Source organism: Burkholderia sp. SCN-KJ (assembly GCF_024656005.1).
In the GTDB taxonomy this organism is placed as follows: domain Bacteria; phylum Pseudomonadota; class Gammaproteobacteria; order Burkholderiales; family Burkholderiaceae; genus Burkholderia.
On record NZ_JANKOG010000001.1, the window covers coordinates 132761 to 159424 of the forward strand.

Consider the following 26664-nt stretch of genomic DNA (forward strand, 5'->3'; position numbering starts at 1 on the left):
GACTGCCTCACGATACGCCAGACGCCGCGCGACGCGCGGCCTTTCCCCTTCCCAAGAGGAGTGCATCATGAACGAAGCAGTTCGGATGGAACGCGACACGTTCGGCGAGATCGCCGTGCCGGCCAACCGGCTCTGGGGCGCGCAGACGGAACGCTCGCTGCAGAATTTCCGGATCTCGACCGAGAAGCAGTCGCCCGAGCTGATCCACGCGCTCGCGATCGTCAAGCGCGCCGCGGCCGCCGTGAACCAGTCGCTCGGCGTGCTGGCCGACGACAAGGCGCGCGCGATCATCGACGCGGCCGACGAGATCATCGCGGGCAAGCATCCGCGCGAATTCCCGCTCGCCGTGTGGCAGACGGGCTCCGGCACGCAGACCAACATGAACCTCAACGAGGTGATCGCGAACCGGGCGAGCGAACTGCTCGGCGGCGAGCGCGGCGAAGCACGCAAGGTCCACCCGAACGACGACGTGAACCGCGGCCAGTCGTCGAACGACGTGTTCCCGACCGCGATGCACGTCGCGGCCGCGTACGCGATCGTCAACCATCTGCTGCCCGCGCTGCGCACGCTGCGCGCGACGCTCGACGCGAAGTCGAAGGCCTTCGCCGATATCGTGAAGATCGGCCGCACGCACCTGCAGGACGCGACGCCGCTCACGCTCGGGCAGGAATTTTCCGGTTACGTCGCGCAGCTCGACCAGGGCATTCGGCACGTCGAATCGGCGCTGCCGCACCTGTACGAACTCGCGCTCGGCGGCACTGCCGTCGGCACCGGGCTGAACGCGCATCCGGAGTTCGCGGTGCGCGTCGCCGACGAGATCAGCCGGCTGACGACGCTGCCGTTCGTGACCGCGCCGAGCAAGTTCGAGGTGATGGCGGCCGCCGACGCGCTGGTGTTCGCGCACGGCGCGCTGAAGACGGTCGCGGCCGGCCTGATGAAGATCGCCAACGACGTCCGCTGGCTCGCGAGCGGGCCGCGCTGCGGGCTCGGCGAACTGTCGATTCCGGAAAACGAGCCGGGCAGCTCGATCATGCCAGGCAAGGTGAACCCGACGCAGTCGGAAGCCGTGACGATGCTGTGCTGCCAGGTGTTCGGCAACGACGTCGCGGTAAACGTCGGCGGCGCGAGCGGCAATTTCGAGTTGAACGTGTTCCGGCCGATGATCGCGCACAACGTGCTGCAATCGGTGCGGCTGCTCGCCGACGGCGCGCAGAGCTTCAACGACCACTGCGCGGCGGGCATCGAGCCGAACCGCGCGCGCATCGATCTGCTGCTGAACGAATCGCTGATGCTCGTGACGGCGCTCAACCCGCATATCGGCTACGACAAGGCCGCGCAGATCGCGAAGAAGGCGCACAAGGAAGGCACGACGCTGAAGGCCGCCGCGCTTGCGCTCGGCTACCTGACCGAGGCGGAATTCGACGCGTGGGTGCGCCCCGAGGAAATGATCGGATCGCGGTAATCGCGGGGGCGACGCGATGATGCGACGGGCGCGGCGCGAACGCTGCGCCCGTTGTCGTCAGACGGTGCCCTTCGCCACTTCCTCGGGCTTCATCTCGACGATCTTGTCGAGCGCGGCGCGCACGTCGGCCGCATACTTCGCGAGCACCTTCTGCTCGTCGGTCTCGGGCACGAACGGCGGCACCGGCACCGGGTTGCCGTTCTCGTCGACCGCGACGAACACGACGAGGCAGTCGGTCGTCTGGCGCAGCACGCCGCCCTTCGGATCGCCGGCGTGCACGGACACATGGATGTGCATGCTGGTGCGGCCCGTCGCGACGACGCGCGCCTTCAGCTCGACCAGGTTGCCGACGAGGATCGGACGCTGGAAGCGGATGTTGCCGACGCTGACCGTCACGCAATAGCGGCTCGACCAGACCGCCGCGCACGCATACGCGACCTCGTCGATCCACTTCATCAGCGCGCCGCCATGCACCTTGCCGCCGAAGTTCACGGACGACGGCTCGGCGAGGAAGCGGAATACGGTTTCGGTGCGGTCGAGGGCGGCCGGTACGGGGGATGGTTGGGACATCGTGGTAGCTCCAGGCGGCGGGGGTACGGCACTCGGCGCATTATACGTTGCACTGCGGCAACACGTCGCAGTGCCCGCCGCACGGCCGGCCGCCCCCGTGCGCCGAACCGGCATCGGCACCGGCAATCGACATCCGTCAGCGGCGCACCGTGATGCCCTGATCGATCGTCCCGTACATCTCGAGGCTGCCGCCCCGCTCGCCGGCGGCGCCCGCACCGCCCTGCGCACAGGCCGCGCAGAGGAACGCGGCCGCCAACAGGCAGAAAATCGTCTTCATCGTTGCATCGTGTCGCATCCGGCGGCCCACTGCCGCCGCGTCCGGCCATTCTACGCGTGCGCGGCCGGCGACCGCGCGTCGCGCACCGCCCCGCCGCATCCGACATTTCGTCCGAACACGAAACATAGAATGTGCGCAGCACCTACACTGCAGTCACTCCGCCCGACGAGACACGACGATGACCGATCAAGACGACCACCACTTTCCGGGCCTGAGCCGGATCGGAGCCCTGATCGCCGATCCGGGGCGCGCCGCGATGCTATGGGTGCTGATGGACGGCAGCGCGCGGCCGGCCGGCGAACTGACGATGATCGCGGGGCTGTCGCCGTCCGCGGCGAGCGCGCACCTCGCGCGCCTGACCGAAGGCGGCCTGCTCGCGCTCGACGTGCGCGGCCGGCACCGCTACTACCGGCTCGCGTCGGCCGACATCGCGGCGTCGCTCGAGGCGCTCGCGAACGTGGCCCGCGCGGCCGCGCCGAACCGTCCGGTGCCGCCGCCGTCGCGCGCGGTGCCGGCCGAACTGCGCTACGCGCGCACCTGCTACGACCACATGGCCGGCGAACTCGCGGTCCGCATCTTCGACGGGCTCACCGAACGCGGCTGGCTGCAGGCGGACGGCGACGCGATCGAAGCCACCGAGCTCGGCACGCAAGCGCTCGCGCGCTGGGGCATCGACGTCGCGCAGCAGCGCACGCGCCGCCGCCGCTTCGCATGCGGCTGCCTCGACTGGAGCGAGCGCCGCCCCCATCTCGGCGGCGCGCTCGGCGCGGCACTGCTCGACAGCTTCTGCGCCCACGGCTGGATCGAGCGCACCGCGCGGCCGCGCGTGCTGCGCGTCACCGTGCCCGGACAGCAGGTTTTCGACGACTGGCTTACGTCCGCTTGACGCGTACATTGCGACGGGACGACAACGGCGCGCGATGGACAGGTTTTGTTACATCGCGTGCCATCCGACTTACAAAACACCGAGCACTGAAACAGGCCGAGCGGATATCGTGAATTCAACGGCACGAATCGACGCGCCGCGATAACGACGAAGACGCTCATCATGGCTTCCCTGTTCACGCTCAAGCGAACCGCCCGCTGCACGCTGCTCGCGTTCGCCGCGCTGGCGACCGTGCCCATCGCATTCGCGCAAACGACCGAGGCCGCCGCGTATGCGGCCGCCGCCCGGCAGCCGGGCGGCGATCCGCCGAGCCGCGTCGCCCGGCTCAACTACAAGTCGGGTGCCGTGACGACGGAGCCCGCCGGCACCGATACGTGGTCGTACGCCGCCGTGAATCGGCCGCTGACGACCGGCGACCAGTTGTGGAACGATGCCGGCGCGCGCTCGGAACTGCACATCGGCTCGACCGCGGTGCGACTCGGCGAATCGACGAGCCTGTCGGTGCTGAACCTCGACGACACCACGACGCAATTGAAGGTCGGGCTCGGCACCGTATCGACGCACGTGCGCGATCTGCCGTCCGGCGGGTCGTACGAAATCGACACGCCCAATCTCGCGCTCGGCATCTCGGGCCCGGGCGACTATCGCGTCGACGTCGCGCCGAACGGCGCGAGCACGACGGTCACCGTGCGCAGCGGCAGCGCGACCGTCTACGGCAGCAACGGGCAGTATCCGCTGTCGCCCGGACAGCAGGTCGTATTCACCGGCACCGACCTGCAGGTCGCGCAGCAATCGGCCGCGCCGGCCCCCGATGCGCTCGACCAGTGGGCCGCCGGCCGCGATGCGGCCGAGCAGCGCTCGGTGTCGGCCCGCTACGTATCGCGCGACGTGCCCGGCTACCAGGATCTCGACGCGAACGGCACGTGGCGCGAAACCCCGAATTACGGCGAGGTCTGGGTGCCGAACGACACGCCCGCCGACTGGGCGCCGTATCACGACGGTCACTGGATCTGGCAGGCGCCGTGGGGCTGGACCTGGGTCGACGATGCGCCGTGGGGCTTCGCGCCATATCACTACGGCCGCTGGGCCTATGTCGACGACAGCTGGGCGTGGGTGCCCGGCCCGATGGTCGTCAGCCAGCCGCCCGTCTACGCGCCGGCGCTCGTCGCCTTCGTGGGCGGCGGCGGCGGTCCCGACTGGAGCGTCGCGCTGACGGTGGGCGGCGTCGCGGCGGCCGGCTGCGCATGGTTCGCACTCGGCCCGGGCGAACCCTGGCATCCCGGCTGGGGCGGCTGGAGCCCGCATTACTACGATCGCGTGAACCGGAACATCGTGGTCAACAACGTGACGGTCAACAAGACCGTGAACGTGACGAACATCACCAACATCACGAACATCAACAAGACGTACGTGAACTTCCGCGCGCCGCATGCGATCACGGCCGTGCCGGCGTCCGCGTTCGTGCACGGCCAGCCGGTCGCGCACTTCGCGCAACGCGTCGATCCGCAGCAGTGGCGCAACGCGCACGTGATGCCGGGCACGCCCGGCATTGCGCCGGTACGCCAGAGCTTGACCGGCGGACTGCGCACGGCCAGCTACCGTCCGCCGGCGGCGCTCGGACAGCACACGTTCGTCGCGACGCGCAATCCGGCCGTGCCGGCCGCCTATCGTGACCAGGCGGCCGCGCATCTCGCACGGCAGGGCCAGCACGTGCCGGGCGCAGGCGCACCGGTCGCGAGGACGAGCGTGCCGGCCGACTATCAGGCGCGCCCGGTCCGCGTTCCGGGCAACCCGAAAGCCGGTGCGTGGGCGATGCGCAACGTGCAGCTCGTGAATCCGCACGGTCCCGTCGTGCAACCGGCGCACGCACCACGCGACGGCCAGCCGGCACCGGCCCAGGCCGCACAGCCTGGTGCGCCGATGCCGGTCGTGGCGAACGGCGCACGACCCACGAACGGCGAAGCCCCCAATGCGCCGCGCTTCGCCAACGGTGCGATGCCGCAGGCGCCGGGCAATCCGGCTCCGCATCAGGCGCTGAGTCCCGGAAATGGCGTCCCGCATCCGCCGGCGGCCGCCAACGGGCCGGCCGGGCGCGACAACACGCATGCAGCCGCGGCGCCCGCGCCCGCGTGGATGCAGCCGCACACGCCGATGGAGCGTCAGCGCCCGACGCCACCGACGGCACTCCACGCAGCGGGACAGAACGCGCTGCCGCCCGTGCGCAGCGCGGCGCCGGTCCCGCATCCGGAAGCCACGCCCGGTACGCAGCCCGGCCATCGGCCGGAAACGCCGCGCGCGTTGCCGCAACCGCGACTCGACATGACCGCGCAGATTCCGCAGCAGCGTCCGCGCCCCGATTTCGCGGCACCGGCCCAGCATGCGCAGCCGCGGCCCGAGCGGACCGCTCCGGCACCGCAACCGCGCCCCGAATTCGCGCAACCGGCACCGCGCCGCGAAGTCGCGCCGGCGCACGTGAACGAGTACCGTCCGCCCGCGCCCGCCGTGCATGACATGCCGCGACCGCAGCCGCAGGCCCCGCGCATGGAGCCGCGGCCGTCGATGCCCGCGCCGCACATGGAACCGCGGCCGTCCATGCCCGCGCCGCGCATGGAACCGCGGCCGCAACCGGCACCGCACGTCGAGGCGCCGCACCCGGGCAATCCGCCGCCCGGCGGCCACGACGAGCGGCGCCACCAGTAACCGCGACCGCTGAAACGACAAGGCCCGACCGGCGGGTGCCGGTCGGGCCTTCTTCATGCTGCCTGGCGCGGGTCGCGTCACCCGCCGCCGCCGCAGGCCGGGCTCAGACCGCCATCGGCGCGGTCAGCGGCTCATGGTGACGGTAGCCGACGAGCGAGAAATCCGACGGCTCGATCTGCTCGAGCCATTCGGGTGCATAAACGCCGGTCTTCGCGTAGTCCGGCACGCGCTCGGCAATTTCGAGCCGCGGGCTGTCGTACGGCTCGCGCGTGAGCTGCTGCTGCAGCATGTCGAGCTGGTTCTCGTAGATGTGCGCATCACCGATGAAGTACGTGAACCAGCGCGGCGTGTAGCCCGTCAGCCGGCCGACGAGCGACAGCAGCGCGGCCCCTTCCGTCAGGTTGAACGGCGTGCCGAGCCCGACATCGTTGCTGCGGATGTACAGGCACAGCGAAATCTCGCGCTTCGTGACGTTCGGCAGGAACTGGTACAGCAGATGGCAGGCGGGCAGCGCGATCTGGTCAAGTACGGCCGGATTCCATGCATGAAACAGGATGCGGCGGTCGGCCGGGTTCTCCATGATCGTGTCGAGACACTGGCGCAGCTGGTCGATTGCCTTGTACAGCAGCACCTTCGGCACCTCGTCCTCGTCGAAACGCGTGACGATCCGGAAACCGCGGCGCGTCGCGTCGGCGATCTGCGCCTCGGCGCCCGCGTCGAGCACCTTGTAGCCGGGCCACTGGCGCCATTGCACGCCGTACACGTCGCCCAGGTCGTCGACGCCCTGGCGGTACGGGTTCGCGAGCCACTGCGCGTTGTCGTTCGCGTTCGCGTCCCACACCTTGCAGCCGAGCGCGCGGAAATCGGCCGCGCTGCGCGATGCGCGCAGGAAACCGACCAGTTCGCCGATCGCGGACTTGAACGCGAGCTTCTTGGTCGTGACCGCCGGGAAACCTTGCTGCAGGTCGAACCGCAGCATCGCACCGGGCATGCTGATGGTGCGGATGCCCGTGCGGTTCTCCTGCCAGGTGCCGGTATCGAGGATGGTGCGAACGAGGTCGAGGTACTGTTTCATGCGGGTTCCTTCGGCCGCGAGGGCGACCGTTACCCGCCAATTCTAGCAAGCGTGATGCCGAACCTCCGGCAACGGCGCCGAAAACCCGCCCAGCGGGTCGCCGCGATCGCGCATGCCATGCGCGCACATCAGCCGGTACAGCGTGACGCGCGACACGCCGAGTTCGCGCGCCGCGTCGGCAAACCGGCCGCGGTGACGCAGCAGCGCCTGCTCGATCACCTGCCGTTCGGCCGCTTCGCGCGCCTCGGTGAGCGAGACGGGCGCCAGTACCGCGAATTCGTTGAGTTCGAGATCGGCCGCGGTAATCATCCGGCCCTCCGACATCACGATCGCCCGGCGCACGCGATTGATCAGCTCGCGCACGTTGCCCGGCCACGAATAGCCGTACAGCGCGGCGATCGCGTCCGGCGAGAAGCCGCGCAGGCGGCGATGCGCATCCCCCTTGAAACGCTCGAGCATGTGGCGCGCCAGCAGTTCGATATCCTTGCCGCGCGCGCGCAGCGGCGGCTCCTCGATCTTCAACACGCACAGCCGATGAAACAGGTCCTCGCGGAACCGCCCTTCGCGCAGCGCCGCTTCCATGTCCACGTGCGTCGCGCAGATCACGCGCACGTCGACCGGCACCGAGACATGCGCGCCGAGCCGTTCGATCTTGCCTTCCTGCAGGAACCGCAGCAGGCTCGCCTGGCTCTCGAGCGGCAGGTCGCCGATCTCGTCGAGAAACAGCGTGCCGCCGTTCGCGGCCTCGACCCTGCCGATCTTGCGCTGGTTCGCGCCCGTAAACGCGCCGCGCTCATAGCCGAACAGTTCGGCCTGGAGCAGCGTCGACGGAATCGCACCGCAGTTGATCGCGACGAACGGCGCTTGCGCGCGCGCCGAGCGCTCGTGGATCGCCACGGCCGTCAGTTCCTTGCCGGTACCCGATTCGCCGGAGATGAACACCGGCGCATCGGTCGTCGCGACGCGCCGGATCGTCCTGAACAGCCCGAGTATCGCGTCGCAGGTGCCGACCATCTCGCCTTCGGCGCGTCCGGCGCCGACGGGTGCGGCTACCGGCTCGGTCAGCGCGATCATGCCGTGCGCGTGGCCGATGGTCTCGACGATGCGCGCCGCCTCGTACGGCATCGTGACGTAGTCGAAGCAATAGTCACGAATGAGATGCCGCAGCGTCGCGTCCTGCAACTGGCCACGCCGGGTCGCCGCGATCCAGCCGATGTGCTGGATGCTCAGACACGCTTCGAGTTCGCGCAGATCCGCGGGCCGAAAACCCGGCGAGAAATCGAGCAGGCCGGCCGTTGCCACGCCGTGCTGCACGACACGCCGCACGTCGCGTGCGCTTTCCGCAAGATCGACGCGCCACCCGCATTCGTCGAAATGCCCGCGCAACGCGTCGTTCGGCTCGCGCGAGAAGTAGATCACATGCCGCTGCTCGGCTCCCATATGCTCACCCCGTTCATCAACCGTCTAACGATTGCCGCACCACGCCAAGTCGCGTGCAAAAGGATCGAACCGGGTCAGCCGAAGCGGCTCGATTCGCCATGCCGATGCGCGGCGACGACAGGCCTCGCATGATGGCGCTCATCTCGCGTCCAGTTATTTTTTTGATCGAGACAGCTTAGTTATAGGCGCCGAATACGATAACGGATTGCAGCGCGGATGGGCGAACGGTCGAATCGCTCAGTGGTCGACGTTGATCAATCGTCTGCACATAGAAACGCGCAGCGACGCGTACCTGCATCGACACACGCGCAAATTTTCATCCTTGAAGCGTATCGATTGAATCCGCAGTATTCCCGAGCCCCCTCGTTTCACGCCTGAAACATTTCTCGGCGTTTTCGATCGCAAGTCACGACGCTTCCCCGCAAATCGCAGACGCGGCAATGCGCCTCGCCCGATGGCATGCATTTCGCTGAACGCGTAACGGATCGGGAGAAGGCGGCCATGCGAATATTTTTTTTGCCGTCTTGTGTGCAGATGACGATTGCATTCGCGCTCGCCTGCCATTTCATGCCGGCATGCTCGGAAGAAAGCACGAGGCTCGAACGCGCGATGCCGCTTGCCGATGACGCGCCGCGCATGCAACAGGACCACCGCTTCCGCGTCGTACCTGTCGCCGCGCCGCAAGCGCGTTCGTCAGACAAGTCATCGGTGACGCTGTGGGACGAGCTCGTCCCGCCGGTTCGGCTGCCGATACCGATTCCTGTGGCGCTCCCCCGCAACGTGCAGCATGCTATGGAAGGACACGCAGGGAACCGCATGCAACAATAATCCGCACACGACTCCATCATGCCGCTTGATCGATTAGGATTGCAGAATAAAATGAACGGCGCAGGTCGTTTCCTGCAGCGTCGACTTCGCGACGCGAACCGTTTTTTGTGTCCGTCCCCCGGCGGGCACTCTTTTTATTCAGGACATCACGGAGCAAACGCCGCACCTACGCCCGCGCATCCTCACCGGCGCGATCGCGCGCCGCCATTCCGGTAGAATCGGCGCCATTCCGGCTCTCCTCTTCCCCCGACCTTCATGACGACGTTGACCCTGATCGTCGCGCGCGCCCGCAACGGCATCATCGGCCGCGACAACCAGTTGCCTTGGAAACTTCCCGAGGACCTCGCGTTCTTCAAGCGCACGACGATGGGCGCGCCGATCGTGATGGGCCGCAAGACCCACGAGTCGATCGGCCGGCCCTTGCCGGGCCGCCGCAATATCGTCGTCACGCGCGACGCAGCGCGCCGCTTCGACGGCTGCGACACGGTCACGTCGCTCGCCGATGCGCTCGCGCTCGCCGCGCGCGACGGCGCGCCCGAAGCATTCCTGATCGGTGGCGCACAACTCTATGCGGAAGGCCTCGCGCTCGCCGACAAGCTGGTCGTCACCGAGATCGATGCCGACTTCGACGGCGATGCGTCGTTCCCGGCGCCCGATCCCGCGCACTGGCGCGAAGTATCGCGCGACCCGCACCAGGCCGCCGCGCCCAACACGTTCGGCTATGCGTTCGTCGTGTACGAGCGCAAGCGCGGCTGACACGCGGCACGCGACAAAAAAGCCCGACCGGCTCATGAACGCCGGTCGGGCTTTTCTTTTCCAGGCGGCCGATGCCGCGCCGCTTACTGCCCGGCGATCGTCATCTGCTCGATCAGCACCGAGCCCGTTTCCTTCGTACCGCGCACGATCGAATCCGCGCCGATCGCGACGATATGCCGGAACATCTCCTGCAGCGTGCTCGCGACGGTGATTTCCTCGACCGGATACTGGATCACGCCGTTCTCGACCCAGAAGCCGGCCGCGCCGCGCGAATAGTCGCCGGTCACGTAGTTCACGCCCTGCCCCATCAGCTCGGTCAGCAGCAGGCCCGTGCCGAGCTTCTTCAGCATCGCGTCGAAATCGTCGCCCGGCTGCGTGTTCGAGCTGCGCAGCGCGAGGTTGTGCGAGCCGCCCGCGTTGCCGGTCGTCTGCGTGCCGAGCTTGCGTGCCGAATAGGTCGACAGGAAGTAGCCTTCGACGACACCGTCGTTGACGACGCTGCGCGCACGCGTGCGCACGCCTTCCTCGTCGAACGGCGCGCTGCCCATCGCGCGCGGCACGTGCGGATCCTCGACGACCTGCACGTGCGGTGCGAACACCGGCTTGCCGAGGCTGTCGACGAGGAACGACGTCTTGCGGTACAGCGCGCCGCCGCTGACGGCCTGCACGAATGCGCCGAGCAGGCCGGCCGCGAGCGGTGCCTCGAACAGCACGGGCACCTTGCGGGTGTCGAGACGGCGCGCGCCCATCCGCGCCAGCGCACGCTCGGCCGCATAGCACCCGACGGCTTCCGGCGCCGCGAGATCGACCGCGCTGCGCTTCGACGAATACCAGTCGTCGCGCTGCATGTGGCGGCCGGTGCCGGCGATCGGCGCGCACGCGATGTAGTGGCGCGAGTACGGGTAGCCGGCGAGGAAACCGCGCGACGTCGCGAGCACGAACTGCGAATGCTGCGCCGACACGCTCGCGCCTTCCGAGTTGCGGATCTGCGGGCTGACCGCGAACGCGGCGTCTTCCGCGCGGCGGGCGAGCTCGACGGCCTCGTCGGCCGTCAGCGCCCACGGGTGATAGAGGTCGAGGTCGCGCGGGTCGGTTTCGAGCAGTTCGGCCTCGGCGAGGCCGGCCGCGTCGTCCTCGGCCGTGAAGCGCGCGATGTTGTACGCGGCGGCGACGGTATCCTTGATCGCGGCCGGCGAGAAGTCCGACGTGCTCGCGTTGCCGCGCTTCTTGCCGATGAACACCGTCACGCCGACCATCTTGTCGCGGTTGTGTTCGATCGTCTCGACCTCGCCGCGGCGTACCGACACCGACAGGCCGTCGCCTTCGGAGATTTCGGTCGCGGCGTCCGTCGCGCCGAGCGCCTTCGCATGGCGAAGGATGTCCGAGGCAATTTCTTTGAGCTGGTCCTGCGTGTGCGGGAAATAGCGCGCTTGTACGTCGAGATTGGCTGCCATCGTCGTGTTATCCGGTGGCGGGCGATCCGCCCGCATGGTCAAAATGTTGCGTATCCCGCGATCATAGCAAGGTCCGGGGCCATATACCGACAAGCTTGGGGCGTCCGCGCCGCGATACAATGCCGCCCATGACACGCAAAACCCGAATCCAGCCGATCGAGCACGCCGACGACGACGCCGGCAATGGCTACGATCGCCCCAGCAAATCCCAGTTGAAACGCGAGATGCACGCGCTGCAGGAGCTCGGCCAGGCCCTGGTCGACCTGCCGAAGGACGCGCTCAAGCGCATGCCGATGCCCGAGGACCTCGCGGACGCCGTGCGCGAGGCACGCCGGATCACCGACCACGAAGGCAAGCGCCGCCAGCTCCAGTACGTCGGCCGCGTGATGCGCTCGCTGACCGACGACGAAACGGCCGCGCTGCGCACCGCGCTCGACGCCCAGCGCGGCGTGAACAAGGCCGCGACCGCCCGCCTGCACTGGATCGAGCGCACGCGCGAACAGCTGCTCGCGAACGACGACGCGCTGACCGCGTTCCTCCGCCAGCACCCCGAAGCCGACATCCAGGAAGGCCGCACGCTGATCCGCAACGCGCGCAAGGAAGCGCAGCAAGGCAAGCCGCCGCGCTATTTCCGCGAGCTGTTCCAGTGGATCAAGACCGCGAGCGGTACCGACGAGGCGGAGGCAGACGAAGCGCCGGACGACGCCGGAGACGACCATGACGACGAAGCGTAACCACCCGGACGAACTCGTGGTCGGCCTCGTGTCGATCAGCGACCGCGCCAGCACGGGCGTCTACGAGGACAAGGGCATCCCGGCACTGCAGGAATGGCTCGCCGGCGCGCTGCGCTCGCCATGGCGCGCCGAAACCCGGCTGATCCAGGACGACGCGCCGACGATCTCCGCCACGCTGGCCGAACTCGTCGACGTCGCCGGCTGCGATCTGGTGCTGACGACGGGCGGCACCGGCCCCGCGCGGCGCGACGTGACGCCGGAAGCCACGCTGGCCGTGGCGACGAAGGAAATGCCGGGATTCGGCGAACAGATGCGGCAGATCAGCCTGAATTTCGTGCCGACCGCGATCCTGTCGCGGCAGGTCGCGGTGATTCGCGAAACAGCCCAGGCCGACCACGCGGCGCTGATCATCAACCTGCCCGGCCAGCCGAAGTCGATCCGGGAAACGCTCGAAGGGCTGCGCGACGCCGACGGCAAGTCGACCGTGCCCGGCATCTTCGCGGCAGTGCCCTACTGCATCGACCTGATCGGCGGCCCGTACATCGAGACCGACGCCGCGGTGGTCGCGGCGTTCCGGCCGAAGAGCGCGCAGCGCGCGCCACGCTGAAAGCGTGCCGGCCCGCTCAGGCGGCCGGCGCGGACTCGCCTGCCGGCGCAGACGCGGCCGGAATCAGGAAATGCTCGCGGTAGTACTTCAGTTCGTCGATCGACTCGTGGATGTCCGCGAGCGCCGTGTGCATCGCACGCTTCTGGAAGCCCTTGTAGATCGCCGGCTGCCAGCGGCGGCACAGCTCCTTGAGCGTGCTGACGTCCAGGTTGCGGTAGTGGAAGAATCGTTCGAATTCCGGCATCCAGCGCGCCATGAAGCGGCGATCCTGGCAGATCGAGTTGCCGCACATCGGCGACTTGCCGGGCGACACGTACTGCGAGAGGAACGCCTGCAACTGCGCGGCGGCGTCCGCCTCGGTCACGGTCGACGCGCGCACGCGGTCGATCAGCCCCGAACGGCCGTGCGTCGACTTGTTCCAGTCGTCCATCTTCGCGAGCGTTTCGTCGCTCTGGTGGATCGCGAACACGGGGCCTTCCACCGCGATGTCGAGCGTGGAGTTGGTCACGACGACCGCGATTTCGATGATGCGGTCGTTATCCGGGTCGAGGCCGGTCATCTCCATGTCGAGCCAGACGAGGTTCAACTCGTTGCGCACGAGCGCGGGCTGGCTGGCGGAAGCGGCGGTATCGGTCATGAGTCATCCTGGAAAATGGCGGACGGCGCATGGCGCCGCCCGGGCGGCCGGCATCGCGTGAGCGGGCCCGGTCCGCAAGAACATATAATTCTCGCATAGAACCCTTTGGCGCCTTCGATGTCACCCTTTTCGTTCACCCTGCTGTTCGCGATCGCCGTGCTCGCGATGGTCGTCACCAAGCTGTGGCTCGCGTCGCGGCAGATCCGCTTCGTCGCCGCACATCGCAACAGCGTGCCCGCGCAGTTCAGCGCCACCATTCCATTGACCGCCCATCAGCGTGCGGCCGACTACACGGTCGAGCGCACCCGGCTGGCGATGTTCGAGATCGTCGTCAGCGCGGCCGTGCTGGTCGGCCTCACGCTGCTGGGTGGCGTCGGCGCCCTCGACACGCTGCTGACGGGCTGGTTCGGCCGCGGCTACGGGCAGCAGGTCGCGCTCGTCGCCGCCGTGCTCGCGATCACGAGCGTGATCGACGTGCCGTTCGAGTATTACCGCCAGTTCGGGATCGAGCAGCGGTTCGGCTTCAACCGGATGACCCAGCGCCTGTTCTTCACCGACATGCTGAAGAACACGCTGCTCGGCGCCGTGCTCGGCCTGCCGCTGCTGTTCGTCGTGCTGTGGCTGATGAACCAGGCCGGCAGCCTGTGGTGGCTGTGGACCTGGATCGTCTGGGTCGCGTTCCAGATGCTCGTGCTGCTGATCTATCCGACCTTCATCGCACCGATCTTCAACAAGTTCGAACCGCTGAAGGACGAAGCGCTGCGCACGCGCATCGAGTTGCTGATGAAACGGTGCGGCTTCGCGGCGAAGGGCCTGTTCGTGATGGACGGCAGCCGCCGTTCCGCGCACGGCAACGCGTACTTCACGGGCTTCGGCGCATCGAAGCGGATCGTGTTCTTCGACACGCTGCTCGCGCGGCTGACGGGCCAGGAAATCGAGGCCGTGCTTGCCCACGAGCTCGGCCACTTCAAGCGCCGCCACGTGATGAAGCGGATGCTCGTGTCGTTCGTGCTGAGCCTCGTGCCGCTCGCGCTGCTCGGCTGGCTCGCGCAGCGCACCTGGTTCTATACGGGCCTTGGCGTCACGCCGTCGCTCGACACGAGCAACGCGGGCGCCGCGCTCGTGCTGTTCTTCCTCGCGATCCCCGTGTTCCTGTTCTTTGCAACGCCGTTCAGCAGCCTGACGTCGCGCAAGCACGAATTCGAGGCCGACGCGTTCGCGGCCAGCCAGACCGATGCGCAGGATCTCGTCAGCGCGCTCGTGAAGCTTTATGAGGACAACGCGTCGACGCTCACGCCGGACCCCGTCTACACGGCCTTCTACTACTCGCATCCGCCCGCGTCGCAGCGGATCGACCGCCTGATGCAGCACGCATGAGCCGGCCGACCTCCCGCAAGCCGGCCCCGCGCGCGTCGGGCGCGCCGCGTGTCGAAGGCCGCGTGATCGCGGCGCACGGCCGCCACTACATCGTCGCGCCCGACGACGGCGGCCCGATGCTGCAGTGCTTCCCGCGCGGCAAGAAAAGCGAGATCGCGGTCGGCGACCGCGTCGTGTACGAGCAGGCGTCGGCCGACCAGGGCGTGATCGTCGAGATCGGCGAGCGGCGCAACCTGCTGTACCGCTCCGACCAGTTCAAGTCGAAGCTGTTCGCGGCCAACCTCGACCAGCTGCTGATCGTGCTCGCGACCGAGCCCTATTTCAGCGAGGATCTGCTCGGTCGCGCACTGATCGCGGCCGAAGCGAACGAACTGAAGCCGCTCGTCGTGCTGAACAAGATCGACGTCGAGGCCGCGCTGCCGGTCGCCCGCGAGCGCCTCGCGCCCTATCGCGCGCTCGGCTACGACGTGCTCGAGCTGTCGGTGAAGGGCGCGCCCGACGATGCGCGTGCGCAGCTGATGCCGCATCTGGCCGGCCATTCGACCATCCTGCTCGGCCAGTCCGGAATGGGCAAGTCGACGCTCGTGAACCTGCTCGTGCCCGATGCCGAGGCCGCAACTCGCGAAATCTCGGCCGCGCTCAACAGCGGCCGCCACACGACGACGTTCACGCGCCTCTACCCGCTCGACGGCGGTGGCGCGCTGATCGATTCGCCGGGTTTCCAGGAATTCGGCCTCTACCACCTGACGGAAGGCCGTCTCGAGCGCGCATTCCCGGAATTCCGCCCGCTGCTCGCGGACTGCCGTTTCTATAATTGCCATCATCTGCACGAGCCGGGCTGCGCGATTCTCGAGGCCGTCGCCGACGGCCGCATTGCACCGTCGCGGCACGCGCTTTACGCGCAGCTCGTGCACGAGGCAAGCCAGATCGTCCGCTGACCGCGCGGCGGGCAGAAGGCGGCCGGGGCCCCGCCCGGCCTTCACCGACAGGAGCCGCGATGCGTTTCAAGGCCCCCGATCTCGCCACCGCGCAGCATTGGGCGAATGTGCTGCAGGCGGCCGGCATCGGCTGCGAGTTGCACAACTGCTACGCGACCGGTGCGCTCGGCGGCCTGCCCGCCGATGCGTGCACGCCCGAGCTGTGGCTCGACGACGAGCGCGACGATGCGCTCGCGCGGCGGCTTCTCGATGCCGCATCGCACGGCCCGTCGGCCGGCGCCGCGCCGTGGCGCTGCCGTCAGTGCGGCGAGGCGCTCGAGGCCCAGTTCACGGCCTGCTGGCAATGTGGCGCCATACGCGATCCGCTCGACGATTGAGCGGATGGCTCACGCACAGCAAAAAGGCCGGCATGAAGCCGGCCTTTTCGTTTCATCGCGCACTGCGCTGCCGCGTCACGATACCCAGACGGCCAGCGTCAGCATCAACAGCAGGATCATCCACAGGATCACGGCGCGCCACACCAGGCCGACTGCCGACTGCAGCGTGCGCGGCGTGCAATCGTCACCGACCGTCAACGGACCGCTGTCGCCGACCGCCAGCGCGTCGAGGCTCGATGGTTCCGCGAGCGGCCCCGCGAGGCGCGCGCCGAGCGCGCCGCTGCCGGCCGCGAGCAGCACGCCGTCGTTCGGGTCGGGCCACTGGCGCGTGTGATTGCGCCACGCGTAGATTGCATCCTCGAAGTTGCCGACGATCGCGAAACCGAGCGCGGTCAGCCGCGACGGAATCCAGTCGATCACGAAGAACGCGCGCTGCGCGAACGTCGAGAACGCGGCCGTGCGATCGTCGCCCGGCGTCGACCAGCTGCGCGCGAGATATTCGGAGATGCGGTACAGCACGGCGCCGGCCGGACCGATCGGCAGCACGTACCAGAAGAACACGCCGAACACGTGGCGATGCGACGCAACGACCGCATGAATCAGCGTATGACGGACGATTTCGCCGACCGGCATGTCGACCGTGTCGAGGCCCGTCCACTCGTGCAGGATTTCACGCGCGCGCGGCACGTCGTCGTTGTTGAGCGCGAGATGGATATCGGTGAAGTAGTGGCTGAACTGGCGGAAGCCGAGCGTGAAATACACGACGGCGACGTTCCAGATGAACGCCAGCACGAAGCTCACCTTGTACAGCAGGAAGTAGATCAGCGCGACGATCAGCACCCACGGCAGCACGACTGCGAGCCATGCGAGCACGCCATGCTTTTGCTTGCCGGCGTCGAGGCCATGCGCGACGGTTTCCGCGTGAAACTGGAACAGCGCGAACACCGGATTGCTCGGCGACAACGCGCGGACCTGTTCGATGATGAGAGCGAGGAGAACCGAAAAGAAAGTCATGCGTGCGCCGTCTTCGGAGTTATGTCATTTTTTGCATAACGATAGCACAGCGTAAGCGGCGCATGGCTGACGATGCGATCGCCCGGCGGCCGGCCGCGTGCGCCGCACAGCGCGGGAAGTCAGCCGGCTGCCAAGAAGCGGTACAGATTGCGCAACATGGCGGCAGTTGCGCCCCAGATGAAGTAATGCCCGGCTGATTCGCCATTGGGATAGGGCATCGCAAAAAAACGACGCTCGCCCCCTTCCCAGCGGAACACACGCACCTGGTGGTTCGCGGGACTCATCAGGAACGCGAGCGGCACCTCGAAAATCTCGGCGACTTCGAACGTGTCGGCCTGCACGGTGAACGGCGGATGCACGAGCGCCACGACGGGCGTCACGCAGAAACCGGTCCCCGTCAGGTAGTCGGGCAGCGCACCGAGAATCTCCACCGGCTCGGCGGCCAGTCCGATTTCTTCCTTCGCCTCGCGCAACGCGGTTGCCGTCGCATCGCGATCGAACGGCTCGCGACGGCCGCCGGGGAAGCTGATCTGCCCGGCATGGTCGTTCAGGTGATCGGCGCGCTGGGTCAGCAGCACGGTGAGGCCGCTCTCGCGAACGACGAGCGGGATGAGGACGGCGGCGCTGCGCGGGTCGACGCCCTCCTGCAGCCGCGCCTCGCCGGGCTCGACGCTCCATTCGAGCGTGCGCGCAAAACGCTCGCGCAGCCCGGGCGGCGTCATCAGGCGGGACTCGATGGACGGCAGGCCCGCGCCGGTGCCTTCGACCGGCAGCACTTCGGGATCGATGATGGGGCGGCGATTCAATGGGGCTCTCGCGTTCGTGACATAACGAGCATATTGTCGCGCCAGAATGAAAAAAGCACCCGGTTGGGTGCTTTTTCCTTACAGCTCTTACTCTTGGGAAGCTGCTGCGGCGCGATCCTTCGACACCAGCTTTTCCTTGATACGAGCCGACTTGCCCGAACGCTCGCGCAGGTAGTACAGCTTCGCACGACGCACATCACCGCGACGCTTCACGACGATGCTCGCCAGCAGCGGCGAGTACGTCTGGAAGGTACGCTCGACGCCTTCGCCCGACGAGATCTTGCGGACGATGAAGTTCGAGTTCAGGCCGCGGTTGCGAATCGCGATCACGACGCCTTCGTAAGCCTGAACGCGCTTGCGGTTACCTTCAACCACGTTCACGTTCACGATCACCGTGTCGCCCGGGGCGAAATCGGGGATCGTCTTGCCGGCGAGCGCGCGCTCGATCTCTTCCTGCTCAAGTTTTGCGATCAGATTCATTACTGACTCCTTATGCCATCTTGTCGGCGTTTGCACCCGCCCGTTTCCAGGCCTGGCCCCGATAGAGGATGGATTCACATCAGGCACCGCACACACATGCACGGCACCGCCATTTCCCGTCCGCGACGCCGCCTCAGGAGGCGTTCTTCGCTTCGCGTGCGAGGTTCGCAAGCCACGCCTCGTCGGCACGACTCAGCAACTTCTCGCGGCGCGCCCGGACGATCAGGTCCGGCCGCTTCCGCAACGTATTCTTCAATGCTTCCTGCCGCCGCCACTTCTCGATCTCGGCATGATGCCCGCCGAGCAGCACGTCCGGCACGCGCATACCCTCGTATTCCTCGGGGCGCGTGTAATGCGGGCAATCGAGCAGCCCGTCGGCGAAGCTGTCCTGCACGGCCGACTGCGCATCGTTCAGCACGCCGGGCAACAGGCGCACGACGGCATCCATCATCGCCATCGCCGGCAGTTCGCCGCCGGACAGAACGAAATCGCCGAGGCTGATTTCCTCGTCGACACAACGGTCGAGCAGACGCTGATCGATCGCCTCGTAGCGACCGCACAGCACGATGACACCGGGCTCCTGCGCCATCCGCACCGCACGTTCGTGCGTGAACGGCGCACCTTGCGGCGACATCATCACCACCCGCGTGCTCGCGACGCCCTGCTCCGCCTGTGCGGCTTTCGCAGCATCGATCGCGGCCTCGAGCGGCCTGGCCAGCATCACCATGCCCGGACCGCCGCCGTACGGACGATCGTCGACCGTGCGGTAGTTGTCCGTCGTGAAATCACGCGGATTCCAGGTGCGCAGCCCGAAGCGCTCCTGCTTCACGGCCCGGCTGGTGATTCCCCAGTCGGTCAGCGCGCGGAACATTTCGGGAAAGAGCGTGACGACGTCGAACTGCACCGCGCTCTCCGTAACCTGGTTCATTAGTAATCGGCTTCCCAGTCGACGACGATGCGACGTGCCGCCTGATCCACCGTCTTGACGTAGACGCCGACGAACGGAATCAGCCGCTCGTCGGTGGTCGGCCCACCATCCTTGCCGACTGCCGGATACTCGACGCGCATGATCGAATGCACGCCGTTGTCGATCATCCCGCTCACCGTCCCGAGCGCCACCGATTGCTCGTTGACGACCTCGAGGCCGATCAGGTCGACCCAATAGAATTCGTCCGCGGCCAATGCCGGGAAATCTTCCCGGCGCACGAACACGCGAAAGCCGCGCAAAGCCAGTGCGGCATCGCGGTCGCTGACACCCGCGGTATGCGCGACGACCGTGTCGCCGTGCGTCTTCGACTGCAGGATGCGGGCGGACAACCGCTCCCCACCCCGTTCCAGCCACCAGCGGCGCGCCGTGAGCAGCGCATCGCCGCCGCGACCGGCGTCGGCATGCGTCGCCACCTTGACCCAGCCTTTCAGGCCGTAGGCGTCGACTACTGCCCCGACCTCGACAGCATCGTCGGGCCAGGCTTGCACCGCTTCGAGGCTGCCCTGCTCGGCAGCCGTACCGGCGCTCGCGACAGTGTCGCGCTCGACCGGCTTGCGGACGAATGCGCCAAACGACGCTCGCCCGCGCCTTGCGTTACCGGAATCGTGACCGGACATCAATGCTCCTTGCAGCCGGCACGACCGGCACACCGCGCCATGTTAGGCAGCCGGTTGCGCCTTTTGCGCTTCCTTCACGAGACGCTGGACGGTCGGCGACAGTTGCGCGCCAACGCCTTGCCAGTACGTCAGGCGGTCCTGAGCGATACGCAGCGATTCGCCCTTCGTGGCGACCGGGTTGTAGAAGCCGACGCGCTCGATGAAGCGGCCGTCACGACGGTTGCGCGAATCGGTAGCAACGATGTTGTAGAACGGGCGCTTCTTCGAGCCGCCGCGAGCCAGACGGATGATAACCATATGAAATCCTTCGGGAAAACCGGGTTCGAAACTACTGAAACGTGCGATTATAGCCGGAAACCAAAGCCACAACAAACACTTACGCGCAAAAATTCCGCAGACGCCCTGTTCGCCGGGCATACAATCGTCGTGTCCACGACGCTCCCCGCCGCCATGCCGCTATTTCGCGTCACCCCGGCGCGCCGCGCGCAGCACCGCCTCGCAGGCTTGCTGACCGGCCTCGTCACCTGTCTCGCATCCGCCTCGGCTTGCGCCGCACCACCGGTGGACGAACTCGTCGTGCCGCCCGGCTTCCATGTCGACGTGCTGACCAACGCCGTGCCGACCGCCCGTGAAATGGCGTGGTCGCCGCGCGGCATCCTGTATGTCGGCTCGCAGGAAGGCCGCGTACATGCCTTCGTGATGCAGGAGGGCCGGATCACTGCCCGCCATGTAATCGCGTCGGGGCTCGACACGCCCGTCGGCGTCGCATATCGCGATGGCGCCCTCTATATCTCCGCCGTGTCGCGCATCCTGCGCCTCGACCACATCGACGACCGGCTCGCCAGGCCGCCCGCGCCGGCGGTCGTGACGGACGCGCTGCCGACCGATCATCATCACGGCTGGAAATTCATCGCGTTCGGCCCCGACGGCAAGCTCTACGTGCCGGTCGGCGCACCGTGCAACGTCTGCCTCGCCGATCGCAGCCGATACGCGATCATCGCACGCATGCGCGCGGACGGCAGCAACCGCGAAGTATTTGCCCGCGGCGTGCGCAATACCGTCGGCTTCGCGTGGCATCCCGATTCGGGCGAGCTCTGGTTCACCGACAACGGGCGCGACATGATGGGCGACGACGTGCCCGACGACAAGCTGAACCGGGCGCCGCGCGCGGGCCTCGATTTCGGCTTTCCGTACTGCCATGGCGGCGACACGCCCGACCCCGAATTCGGGAGCCCCGACGTGTGCCGGCGCTATGTGCCGCCCGCGCTGAAACTCGGCGCGCACGTCGCGGCGCTCGGCATGCGCTTCTATACGGGGCCGATGTTTCCGGCGTCGTATCGCAACAACATCTTCATTGCCGAGCACGGTTCGTGGAATCGCAGCATGAAGGTCGGCTACCGCGTGATGCGCGCTGTCGTGTCGGCCGACGGCAGTCATACGCGCCAGACGCCGTTCATCACGGGCTGGCTGCGCGCGGACGGCACCGTGTGGGGGCGCCCGGCCGACGTACTGCCGCTGCCGGACGGCTCGCTGCTCGTCAGCGACGACTACGCGGGCGCCATCTACCGTGTCACCTATGCGGCACCTTGACGCAGCCGAGGGGTGACCGGGCCCGACCGGGCATCGTAGAATGCGTGCCGGGCCCGAGCGCCCTGCGCCGGCCTGCCGGCCGCCCATGCCACCGATCATCCGCCGCCACCCATGTCCAGCAGCACCGCATCATCGCCCCGCCGCTTCCGCTCCAAGACGCTCACCGCCGCCCTCGCGTTCCTGTTCGGCTCGCTCGGCGCGCACCGCTTCTACCTGTACGGCTTGCGCGACGTGTACGGCTGGGCACACCTGCTCGCGACGATCGTCGGGGTCCCGGGTTTCCTGCTGCTCGCCGCGACCCAGCGCAGTGCCGGCCTCGGCTGGTGGCTCGCCGTGCCGGGTGCGATCTCGCTGCTGGCCGCGTTCCTCGCCGCGCTCGTCTACGGCCTGCGCCCCGACGAGAAATGGGACGCGCAATTCAATGCCGACACGGGCAAGCACAGCCGGTCAGGCTGGACGGTGATCTTCATCGTGATCTTCTCGCTGCTGATCGGCGCGTTCCTGCTGATGACCGCGCTCGCGCTGTCGTTCCAGACGTACTTCGAGTCGCAAGTCGAGGCGGCGAAGCAAATCTCGCAGTAAGCTGCCGACGCGGGTCGGTCAGAACAGGCTCAACTGCAAGTCGTCGCGCGATTTCGCGCCGTTTGCGCCCACCACCGCGCGCTGCGCGGCCGCCCCGGCCGCCGGCGCACCGCGAAACTGCGACAGATCCAGAATGCCGTTCGTGCGCTCGTTCAACCCGAGCCGCTTCACGGCCTGACGGAAACGCTGCCGCAACAGGTCGGCCCAGATCCCTTCGCCCTTCATCCGTTTCGAGAAATCCGAGTCGTAGTCCTTCCCGCCGCGCATGTCGCGCACGCGATTCATCACGCGCTCCGCACGATCGGGGAAATGCGCGGAGAGCCAGTTCTTGAATAGTGGCGCGACCTCCCACGGCAGCCGCAGGATGATGTAGCTCGCGTGCGTCGCGCCGGCTTCCGCACAGGCTTCCAGCACGCGCTCCATGTCCGGCTCGGTGACGAACGGGATCATCGGTGCAATGCTCACACCCACCGGCACGCCCGCGTCGCGCAGTGCGCGGATCGTACGCAGCCGGCGCGCCGGTGTCGCCGCACGCGGCTCGAGCGTGCGCGCGAGATCGGCGTCGAGCGTCGTGATCGTGACTGCGGCCATCACCTGCCCGCGCTCGGCCATCGGGGCCAGCAGATCCAGATCGCGCTCGATCAGCGACGATTTCGTGATCGCGGCGAACGGCAGCCCGTGATCGTGCATCACCTGGATCACGCTGCGCGTGATGCGCAGATCGCGCTCGACGGGCTGGTATGCATCGGTGTTGACGCCGAGCGCGATCGGCTCCGGCACATAGCGCTTGCGCGAAATCTCGCGCTCGAGCAGTTCGGCCGCGTTGACCTTCGCATAGATGCGGCTCTCGAAATCGAGCCCCGGCGACAGGCCGAGATAGCTATGGGTCGGCCGTGCGAAGCAGTAGATGCAGCCATGCTCGCAGCCGCGATACGGATTGAGCGACACGCTGAACGGAATGTCCGGCGACTGGTTGTGCGTCAGGATGCTCTTCGCGCGCTCCTCGAACACCTGGGTGCGCAGCGGAGCAGGCAGATCGGTGTCGTCCGATTCGTGCGTCCAGCCGTCGTCGACCGCTTCGCGCAGCGCCGTTTCGTACCGCCCCTGGAGATTGTCGACCGCACCGCGCCCCTTGCGGGGCGCCGGCGGCGCTATCGGAAATTCGTTGTCGGACCGACCGTCCATGTGCTCACCCATTCGCCTGCACCCAATACTGTATATTTATACAGTATTGGGTGCAGCATGCCAAGGGCGAGATAGCGGAGCCGGCAGCGGGCCCCCGCCGCGCTCATTCGCCGACCGAAATCGTCAGCGTCTCCTTGATTTCCTCCATCACGACATAGCTCTTCGACTGCACCGCGCCGGGAAGTTGCAGCAGGATGTCGCCGAGCAGCTTGCGATAGTCGGCCATTTCGCCGATCCGCGCCTTGATCAGGTAGTCGAAGTCGCCGGACACGAGATGACATTCGAGCACCTCGTCGATCTTCATCACTTCGCGGCGGAACTGCTCGAACATGTTGCCGCCCTTGTGGCCAAGTGTGATCTCGACGAACACCAGCAGCGCGGCATCCAGCTGGTGAGGATCGACACGCGCGTGGTAGCCGGTGATCACGCCGTCGCGCTCCATGCGCCGCACGCGCTCGATGCACGGCGTGACGGTCAGTCCGACCTGTTCCGCGAGGTCCTTCATCGCCATCCGGCCGTCGTCCTGGAGCAGTTTCAGGATGCGCCGGTCGAGCTTGTCGAGCGAGCGTACTGGCTGGCGTTGCGTTCTCATTTGTTTATGCTGAAAACCTGAAAAATACGATAACAAAACCTACACATTCGACAATACCATAGCGCAAAAAACTAGATCAGCTAGAGGTTACACGGAGACGCAGGTGCGCCCGGCCTCGACCTGATCCCTTCCATCTGGAGCAGCTATGCGAGTCGTCATTCTGGGCAGCGGTGTGGTGGGCGTGGCAAGCGCGTATTACCTCGCGCGCGCCGGTCATGAGGTCACGGTGATCGACCGGGAAGCCGGCCCGGCGCTCGAGACGAGCTTCGCGAACGCAGGTCAGATCTCGCCCGGCTATGCGGCGCCGTGGGCCGCGCCCGGCGTGCCGCTGAAGGCCGTCAAGTGGATGTTCGAGAAGCACGCGCCGCTCGCGATCCGCCTCGACGGCACGCGCTTCCAGCTCCAGTGGATGTGGCAGATGCTGCGCAACTGCACGGCCGAGCGCTATGCGGTCAACAAGGGCCGCATGGTCCGCCTCGCCGAATACAGCCGCGATTGCCTGCAGGCGCTGCGCGCCGACACGGGCATCGAGTACGAAGGGCGCACGGGCGGCACGCTGCAACTGTTCCGCACCCAACAGCAACTCGACGGCGCGGCGAAGGACATCGCGGTGCTGCAGGAAGCGAACGTGCCGTTCGAACTGCTGTCGCCGGCCGAACTGAAAAATGCCGAACCGGCGCTCGCCGCCGTGTCGCACAAGCTGACCGGCGGCCTGCGCCTGCCCGGCGACGAAACGGGCGACTGCCAGCTGTTCACGACGCGCCTCGCGGCGCTCGCGGAATCGCTCGGCGTGAAGTTCCGCTACAACACGCCGATCGACGCGCTCGCGATCGCGGGTGGCAAGATCGCCGGCGTGCAGTGCGGCAGCGAGACGGTGCGCGCGGATGCGTACGTCGTCGCGCTCGGCTCGTATTCGACCCGCTTCGTCTCGAACCTGATGAAGATTCCGGTCTATCCGCTGAAGGGCTATTCGATCACCGCGCCGATCGTCGACGAGGCGGCCGCCCCCGTGTCGACGGTGCTCGACGAAACCTACAAGATCGCGATCACGCGTTTCGACCAGCGCATCCGTGTCGGCGGCATGGCGGAGATCGTCGGTTTCGACAAGAACCTGCGCGCAGCGCGCCGCGAAACGCTGGAAATGTGCGTGAACGACCTGTTCCCGGGCGGCGGCGACACGTCGAAGGCAACCTTCTGGACGGGCCTGCGCCCGATGACGCCGGACGGCACGCCGATCGTCGGCCGCACGCCGGTCTCGAACCTGTTCCTCAACACCGGCCACGGCACGCTCGGCTGGACGATGTCGTGCGGATCGGGCCAATTGCTCGCCGACCTGATCTCGGGCAAGAAGCCGGCGATCCAGGCCGACGACCTGTCGGTGCATCGCTACCTGAAGGACGTGGCCGGCCAGACGCGCCCGGCATACGCATAAGTCGGGACGGCCCGCGGCGACGCGGGCCGGTCGACATCAATGGAGAAGGCGCCCGTCGGGGCGCCTTTTTTCGTTTCAGCGAATGCGATACCGGCTCGGAACGGGGCTTCCGTCAACGCGCACGCGCGTTGCCTTCGCGCCGACGATCGATGCTTCGAGCCCATCTGCCCGCACAAAAACTGTTCCGTACGGCATGGTGCGATGGCGATGCGCTGCATCGAAGACAGATGCGTCCCCGCCCCTTCTGCCATCGCACAAAAAAAGGGGCGCTCATCGCGCCCCTTTCGTACGACTTGCCGCCGAAGCATCAAGTCACGCAGCGTCAGCCCAGCTCGTTCACGAGCTCCGGCACGAGCGCGAACAGATCGCCGACGAGGCCGTAGTCGGCCACACTGAAGATCGGCGCCTCCGGATCCTTGTTGATCGCGACGATCACCTTCGAATCCTTCATGCCGGCCAGATGCTGGATCGCACCCGAGATGCCCACCGCGATGTACAGCTGCGGTGCGACGATCTTGCCGGTCTGGCCGACCTGATAGTCGTTCGGCACGTAGCCGGCGTCGACTGCCGCGCGCGATGCGCCGAGCGCGGCGCTCAGCTTGTCGGCCAACGGCTCGAGAACCTTCGTGTAGTTCTCGCCGCTGCCCAGGCCGCGGCCACCCGACACGATGATGCTCGCCGACGTCAGTTCCGGACGGTCCAGCTTCGTCACTTCACGGCTCACGAACTGCGACTTGCCTGCGTCCGCCGCGGCTTCGATCTTCTCGACCGCTGCGCTGCCGCCTTCGGCTGCCACCGGATCGAAACCCGTCGCACGCACCGTGATGACCTTGATCGGGTCGCTCGACTGCACCGTCGCGATCGCGTTGCCCGCGTAGATCGGGCGCTCGAACGTGTCGGCACTGTCGACAGCCGTGATGTCGGAGATCTGCGCGACGTCCAGCTTCGCGGCGATACGCGGCGCGATGTTCTTGCCGTAGGCGGTAGCCGGAGCCAAGATGTGCGAATAGTCCTTCGCGATGTTCAGCGCGGTCGCTTCGACGTTTTCTGCGAGGCCCGCTTCGAGTTGCGGCGCATCGGCCAGCAGCACTTTCGAAACACCTGCAATCTTTGCTGCTGCGTCCGCCGCCGCTTGCGCATTGTGGCCCGCGACCAGCACGTGGATGTCGCCACCGATCTTCGCGGCCGCCGCCACCGTGTTCAGCGTCGCGGCCTTGATCGACGCGTTGTCGTGTTCTGCAATCACCAGAATCGTCATTT

Annotated in this window: 28 protein-coding genes; 13 read left to right on the forward strand and 15 right to left on the reverse strand. The window is 67.3% G+C overall.

Annotated elements, in window-relative coordinates; all coding sequences use genetic code 11:
• Positions 1–67 precede the first annotated feature (67 nt).
• The gene (gene fumC, locus NQV17_RS00600; RefSeq protein WP_257767873.1) at positions 68–1462 is read left to right on the forward strand and encodes a class II fumarate hydratase; all 1395 of its coding nucleotides are present in this window, start codon (positions 68–70) and stop codon (positions 1460–1462) included.
• Between the two features lie 57 nt (positions 1463–1519).
• Here the strand turns inward: fumC and NQV17_RS00605 are convergent, their stop codons facing one another.
• Together NQV17_RS00605 and NQV17_RS00610 are read right to left on the reverse strand one after the other, a co-directional pair.
• On the reverse strand, positions 1520–2032 hold the full coding sequence (locus tag NQV17_RS00605) for an acyl-CoA thioesterase (protein ID WP_014897688.1): 513 nt from the start codon (positions 2030–2032) through the stop codon (positions 1520–1522).
• A 136-nt stretch (positions 2033–2168) separates the two neighbouring features.
• On the reverse strand, positions 2169–2309 hold the full coding sequence (locus NQV17_RS00610; protein WP_185500387.1) for a hypothetical protein: 141 nt from the start codon (positions 2307–2309) through the stop codon (positions 2169–2171).
• Positions 2310–2487: 178 nt separating this feature from the next.
• Here NQV17_RS00610 and NQV17_RS00615 point away from each other — a divergent pair, with 178 nt between their 5' ends.
• Both NQV17_RS00615 and NQV17_RS00620 read left to right on the forward strand, forming a co-directional pair.
• The gene (locus NQV17_RS00615; protein WP_257767878.1) at positions 2488–3195 is read left to right on the forward strand and encodes a helix-turn-helix transcriptional regulator; all 708 of its coding nucleotides are present in this window, start codon (positions 2488–2490) and stop codon (positions 3193–3195) included.
• 162 nt (positions 3196–3357) lie between these two features.
• Positions 3358–5895, forward strand: a complete 2538-nt coding sequence (locus tag NQV17_RS00620) for a DUF6600 domain-containing protein (RefSeq protein ID WP_257767880.1) — start codon at positions 3358–3360, stop codon at positions 5893–5895.
• 103 nt (positions 5896–5998) lie between these two features.
• Here NQV17_RS00620 and NQV17_RS00625 read toward each other — a convergent pair whose 3' ends face one another.
• Together NQV17_RS00625 and NQV17_RS00630 are read right to left on the reverse strand one after the other, a co-directional pair.
• Positions 5999–6970, reverse strand: a complete 972-nt coding sequence (locus NQV17_RS00625) for a thymidylate synthase (RefSeq protein ID WP_257767882.1) — start codon at positions 6968–6970, stop codon at positions 5999–6001.
• 42 nt (positions 6971–7012) lie between these two features.
• Positions 7013–8410 (reverse strand): sigma-54 dependent transcriptional regulator, encoded by a 1398-nt coding sequence (locus tag NQV17_RS00630; protein ID WP_044844805.1) that lies wholly within the window; start codon positions 8408–8410, stop codon positions 7013–7015.
• A gap of 534 nt (positions 8411–8944) precedes the next feature.
• Here NQV17_RS00630 and NQV17_RS00635 point away from each other — a divergent pair.
• Positions 8945–9238 (forward strand): hypothetical protein, encoded by a 294-nt coding sequence (locus NQV17_RS00635; RefSeq protein ID WP_257767884.1) that lies wholly within the window; start codon positions 8945–8947, stop codon positions 9236–9238.
• Between the two features lie 255 nt (positions 9239–9493).
• Entirely contained in the window at positions 9494–9994 is a 501-nt protein-coding gene (locus NQV17_RS00640; RefSeq protein WP_257767886.1) for a dihydrofolate reductase, read from the forward strand.
• Between the two features lie 83 nt (positions 9995–10077).
• Here NQV17_RS00640 and pmbA read toward each other — a convergent pair whose 3' ends face one another.
• Positions 10078–11448, reverse strand: coding sequence for a metalloprotease PmbA (gene pmbA, locus NQV17_RS00645; protein ID WP_257767889.1), 1371 nt, complete (start codon positions 11446–11448; stop codon positions 10078–10080).
• Between the two features lie 128 nt (positions 11449–11576).
• Between pmbA and yjgA the strand changes: the two genes are divergently transcribed.
• A complete protein-coding gene (yjgA, locus tag NQV17_RS00650; protein ID WP_308234895.1) occupies positions 11577–12182 on the forward strand; it encodes a ribosome biogenesis factor YjgA in 606 nt (201 codons plus the stop codon).
• Positions 12166–12789 carry a molybdopterin adenylyltransferase gene (gene mog, locus NQV17_RS00655; RefSeq protein WP_257767893.1) on the forward strand — a complete coding sequence of 208 codons (624 nt, stop codon included), beginning with the start codon at positions 12166–12168 and terminating at the stop codon, positions 12787–12789. Before yjgA ends, mog begins: the two co-directional genes overlap by 17 nt.
• A gap of 16 nt (positions 12790–12805) precedes the next feature.
• On the opposite strand, the gene orn is transcribed toward mog, so the two are convergent.
• A complete protein-coding gene (gene orn / locus NQV17_RS00660) occupies positions 12806–13426 on the reverse strand; it encodes an oligoribonuclease (RefSeq protein ID WP_044844810.1) in 621 nt (206 codons plus the stop codon).
• Positions 13427–13543: 117 nt separating this feature from the next.
• Between orn and NQV17_RS00665 the strand changes: the two genes are divergently transcribed.
• The 3 genes from NQV17_RS00665 to NQV17_RS00675 are packed head-to-tail and all read left to right on the forward strand — an operon-like array spanning position 13544 to position 16118.
• Positions 13544–14803, forward strand: coding sequence for a M48 family metallopeptidase (locus NQV17_RS00665; protein ID WP_257767895.1), 1260 nt, complete (start codon positions 13544–13546; stop codon positions 14801–14803).
• The gene (gene rsgA / locus NQV17_RS00670) at positions 14800–15741 is read left to right on the forward strand and encodes a ribosome small subunit-dependent GTPase A (protein ID WP_040143718.1); all 942 of its coding nucleotides are present in this window, start codon (positions 14800–14802) and stop codon (positions 15739–15741) included. Before NQV17_RS00665 ends, rsgA begins: the two co-directional genes overlap by 4 nt.
• A gap of 59 nt (positions 15742–15800) precedes the next feature.
• On the forward strand, positions 15801–16118 hold the full coding sequence (locus NQV17_RS00675) for a DUF2007 domain-containing protein (protein WP_257767908.1): 318 nt from the start codon (positions 15801–15803) through the stop codon (positions 16116–16118).
• A 75-nt stretch (positions 16119–16193) separates the two neighbouring features.
• Here the strand turns inward: NQV17_RS00675 and NQV17_RS00680 are convergent, their stop codons facing one another.
• The 6 genes from NQV17_RS00680 to rpsP all read right to left on the reverse strand — a co-directional run bounded on the left by NQV17_RS00680 (position 16194) and on the right by rpsP (position 20320).
• Positions 16194–17132: a CobD/CbiB family protein gene (locus tag NQV17_RS00680; RefSeq protein ID WP_044844813.1), complete on the reverse strand. Its 939-nt coding sequence runs from the start codon at positions 17130–17132 to the stop codon at positions 16194–16196.
• A gap of 119 nt (positions 17133–17251) precedes the next feature.
• Positions 17252–17938, reverse strand: a complete 687-nt coding sequence (locus NQV17_RS00685) for a CoA pyrophosphatase (protein ID WP_257767911.1) — start codon at positions 17936–17938, stop codon at positions 17252–17254.
• A gap of 87 nt (positions 17939–18025) precedes the next feature.
• Positions 18026–18418 carry a 50S ribosomal protein L19 gene (gene rplS, locus NQV17_RS00690; RefSeq protein WP_006486838.1) on the reverse strand — a complete coding sequence of 131 codons (393 nt, stop codon included), beginning with the start codon at positions 18416–18418 and terminating at the stop codon, positions 18026–18028.
• Positions 18419–18551: 133 nt separating this feature from the next.
• A complete protein-coding gene (trmD, locus tag NQV17_RS00695) occupies positions 18552–19346 on the reverse strand; it encodes a tRNA (guanosine(37)-N1)-methyltransferase TrmD (protein WP_257767913.1) in 795 nt (264 codons plus the stop codon).
• On the reverse strand, positions 19346–20023 hold the full coding sequence (gene rimM, locus NQV17_RS00700) for a ribosome maturation factor RimM (RefSeq protein WP_257767915.1): 678 nt from the start codon (positions 20021–20023) through the stop codon (positions 19346–19348). Before rimM ends, trmD begins: the two co-directional genes overlap by 1 nt.
• 42 nt (positions 20024–20065) lie before the next feature.
• A complete protein-coding gene (gene rpsP / locus NQV17_RS00705; RefSeq protein WP_006476550.1) occupies positions 20066–20320 on the reverse strand; it encodes a 30S ribosomal protein S16 in 255 nt (84 codons plus the stop codon).
• Between the two features lie 153 nt (positions 20321–20473).
• Here rpsP and NQV17_RS00710 point away from each other — a divergent pair, with 153 nt between their 5' ends.
• Together NQV17_RS00710 and NQV17_RS00715 are read left to right on the forward strand one after the other, a co-directional pair.
• Positions 20474–21613: a sorbosone dehydrogenase family protein gene (locus NQV17_RS00710; RefSeq protein WP_257768799.1), complete on the forward strand. Its 1140-nt coding sequence runs from the start codon at positions 20474–20476 to the stop codon at positions 21611–21613.
• Positions 21614–21724: 111 nt separating this feature from the next.
• The gene (locus NQV17_RS00715) at positions 21725–22195 is read left to right on the forward strand and encodes a TM2 domain-containing protein (RefSeq protein ID WP_257767918.1); all 471 of its coding nucleotides are present in this window, start codon (positions 21725–21727) and stop codon (positions 22193–22195) included.
• An 18-nt stretch (positions 22196–22213) separates the two neighbouring features.
• Here the strand turns inward: NQV17_RS00715 and NQV17_RS00720 are convergent, their stop codons facing one another.
• Both NQV17_RS00720 and NQV17_RS00725 read right to left on the reverse strand, forming a co-directional pair.
• Positions 22214–23392: a PA0069 family radical SAM protein gene (locus NQV17_RS00720; protein WP_257767920.1), complete on the reverse strand. Its 1179-nt coding sequence runs from the start codon at positions 23390–23392 to the stop codon at positions 22214–22216.
• A gap of 91 nt (positions 23393–23483) precedes the next feature.
• Positions 23484–23972 carry an Lrp/AsnC ligand binding domain-containing protein gene (locus NQV17_RS00725; RefSeq protein WP_044844820.1) on the reverse strand — a complete coding sequence of 163 codons (489 nt, stop codon included), beginning with the start codon at positions 23970–23972 and terminating at the stop codon, positions 23484–23486.
• Between the two features lie 145 nt (positions 23973–24117).
• Between NQV17_RS00725 and NQV17_RS00730 the strand changes: the two genes are divergently transcribed.
• The gene (locus NQV17_RS00730) at positions 24118–25404 is read left to right on the forward strand and encodes a D-amino acid dehydrogenase (RefSeq protein WP_124521932.1); all 1287 of its coding nucleotides are present in this window, start codon (positions 24118–24120) and stop codon (positions 25402–25404) included.
• Between the two features lie 322 nt (positions 25405–25726).
• On the opposite strand, the gene NQV17_RS00735 is transcribed toward NQV17_RS00730, so the two are convergent.
• Positions 25727–26662: an electron transfer flavoprotein subunit alpha/FixB family protein gene (locus tag NQV17_RS00735; RefSeq protein ID WP_060309578.1), complete on the reverse strand. Its 936-nt coding sequence runs from the start codon at positions 26660–26662 to the stop codon at positions 25727–25729.
• Positions 26663–26664: the final 2 nt, after the last annotated feature.

What these genes read in the sequence shown, in the direction of transcription:
- rpsP (WP_006476550.1), bottom strand. Translation starts at nt 20,320, where the DNA reads ATGGTTATCATCCGTCTGGCTCGCGGCGGCTCGAAGAAGCGCCCGTTC.
- NQV17_RS00620 (WP_257767880.1), top strand. Translation starts at nt 3,358, where the DNA reads ATGGCTTCCCTGTTCACGCTCAAGCGAACCGCCCGCTGCACGCTGCTC.
- NQV17_RS00730 (WP_124521932.1), top strand. Translation starts at nt 24,118, where the DNA reads ATGCGAGTCGTCATTCTGGGCAGCGGTGTGGTGGGCGTGGCAAGCGCG.
- orn (WP_044844810.1), bottom strand. Translation starts at nt 13,426, where the DNA reads ATGACCGATACCGCCGCTTCCGCCAGCCAGCCCGCGCTCGTGCGCAAC.
- NQV17_RS00715 (WP_257767918.1), top strand. Translation starts at nt 21,725, where the DNA reads ATGTCCAGCAGCACCGCATCATCGCCCCGCCGCTTCCGCTCCAAGACG.
- yjgA (WP_308234895.1), top strand. Translation starts at nt 11,577, where the DNA reads ATGACACGCAAAACCCGAATCCAGCCGATCGAGCACGCCGACGACGAC.
- NQV17_RS00610 (WP_185500387.1), bottom strand. Translation starts at nt 2,309, where the DNA reads ATGAAGACGATTTTCTGCCTGTTGGCGGCCGCGTTCCTCTGCGCGGCC.
- NQV17_RS00720 (WP_257767920.1), bottom strand. Translation starts at nt 23,392, where the DNA reads ATGGGTGAGCACATGGACGGTCGGTCCGACAACGAATTTCCGATAGCG.
- NQV17_RS00615 (WP_257767878.1), top strand. Translation starts at nt 2,488, where the DNA reads ATGACCGATCAAGACGACCACCACTTTCCGGGCCTGAGCCGGATCGGA.
- NQV17_RS00625 (WP_257767882.1), bottom strand. Translation starts at nt 6,970, where the DNA reads ATGAAACAGTACCTCGACCTCGTTCGCACCATCCTCGATACCGGCACC.
- NQV17_RS00725 (WP_044844820.1), bottom strand. Translation starts at nt 23,972, where the DNA reads ATGAGAACGCAACGCCAGCCAGTACGCTCGCTCGACAAGCTCGACCGG.
- rsgA (WP_040143718.1), top strand. Translation starts at nt 14,800, where the DNA reads ATGAGCCGGCCGACCTCCCGCAAGCCGGCCCCGCGCGCGTCGGGCGCG.
- NQV17_RS00665 (WP_257767895.1), top strand. Translation starts at nt 13,544, where the DNA reads ATGTCACCCTTTTCGTTCACCCTGCTGTTCGCGATCGCCGTGCTCGCG.
- NQV17_RS00735 (WP_060309578.1), bottom strand. Translation starts at nt 26,662, where the DNA reads ATGACGATTCTGGTGATTGCAGAACACGACAACGCGTCGATCAAGGCC.
- rimM (WP_257767915.1), bottom strand. Translation starts at nt 20,023, where the DNA reads ATGTCCGGTCACGATTCCGGTAACGCAAGGCGCGGGCGAGCGTCGTTT.
- trmD (WP_257767913.1), bottom strand. Translation starts at nt 19,346, where the DNA reads ATGAACCAGGTTACGGAGAGCGCGGTGCAGTTCGACGTCGTCACGCTC.
- NQV17_RS00630 (WP_044844805.1), bottom strand. Translation starts at nt 8,410, where the DNA reads ATGGGAGCCGAGCAGCGGCATGTGATCTACTTCTCGCGCGAGCCGAAC.
- NQV17_RS00635 (WP_257767884.1), top strand. Translation starts at nt 8,945, where the DNA reads ATGACGATTGCATTCGCGCTCGCCTGCCATTTCATGCCGGCATGCTCG.
- NQV17_RS00605 (WP_014897688.1), bottom strand. Translation starts at nt 2,032, where the DNA reads ATGTCCCAACCATCCCCCGTACCGGCCGCCCTCGACCGCACCGAAACC.
- NQV17_RS00675 (WP_257767908.1), top strand. Translation starts at nt 15,801, where the DNA reads ATGCGTTTCAAGGCCCCCGATCTCGCCACCGCGCAGCATTGGGCGAAT.
- mog (WP_257767893.1), top strand. Translation starts at nt 12,166, where the DNA reads ATGACGACGAAGCGTAACCACCCGGACGAACTCGTGGTCGGCCTCGTG.
- NQV17_RS00710 (WP_257768799.1), top strand. Translation starts at nt 20,474, where the DNA reads ATGCCGCTATTTCGCGTCACCCCGGCGCGCCGCGCGCAGCACCGCCTC.
- pmbA (WP_257767889.1), bottom strand. Translation starts at nt 11,448, where the DNA reads ATGGCAGCCAATCTCGACGTACAAGCGCGCTATTTCCCGCACACGCAG.
- NQV17_RS00680 (WP_044844813.1), bottom strand. Translation starts at nt 17,132, where the DNA reads ATGACTTTCTTTTCGGTTCTCCTCGCTCTCATCATCGAACAGGTCCGC.
- fumC (WP_257767873.1), top strand. Translation starts at nt 68, where the DNA reads ATGAACGAAGCAGTTCGGATGGAACGCGACACGTTCGGCGAGATCGCC.
- NQV17_RS00640 (WP_257767886.1), top strand. Translation starts at nt 9,494, where the DNA reads ATGACGACGTTGACCCTGATCGTCGCGCGCGCCCGCAACGGCATCATC.
- rplS (WP_006486838.1), bottom strand. Translation starts at nt 18,418, where the DNA reads ATGAATCTGATCGCAAAACTTGAGCAGGAAGAGATCGAGCGCGCGCTC.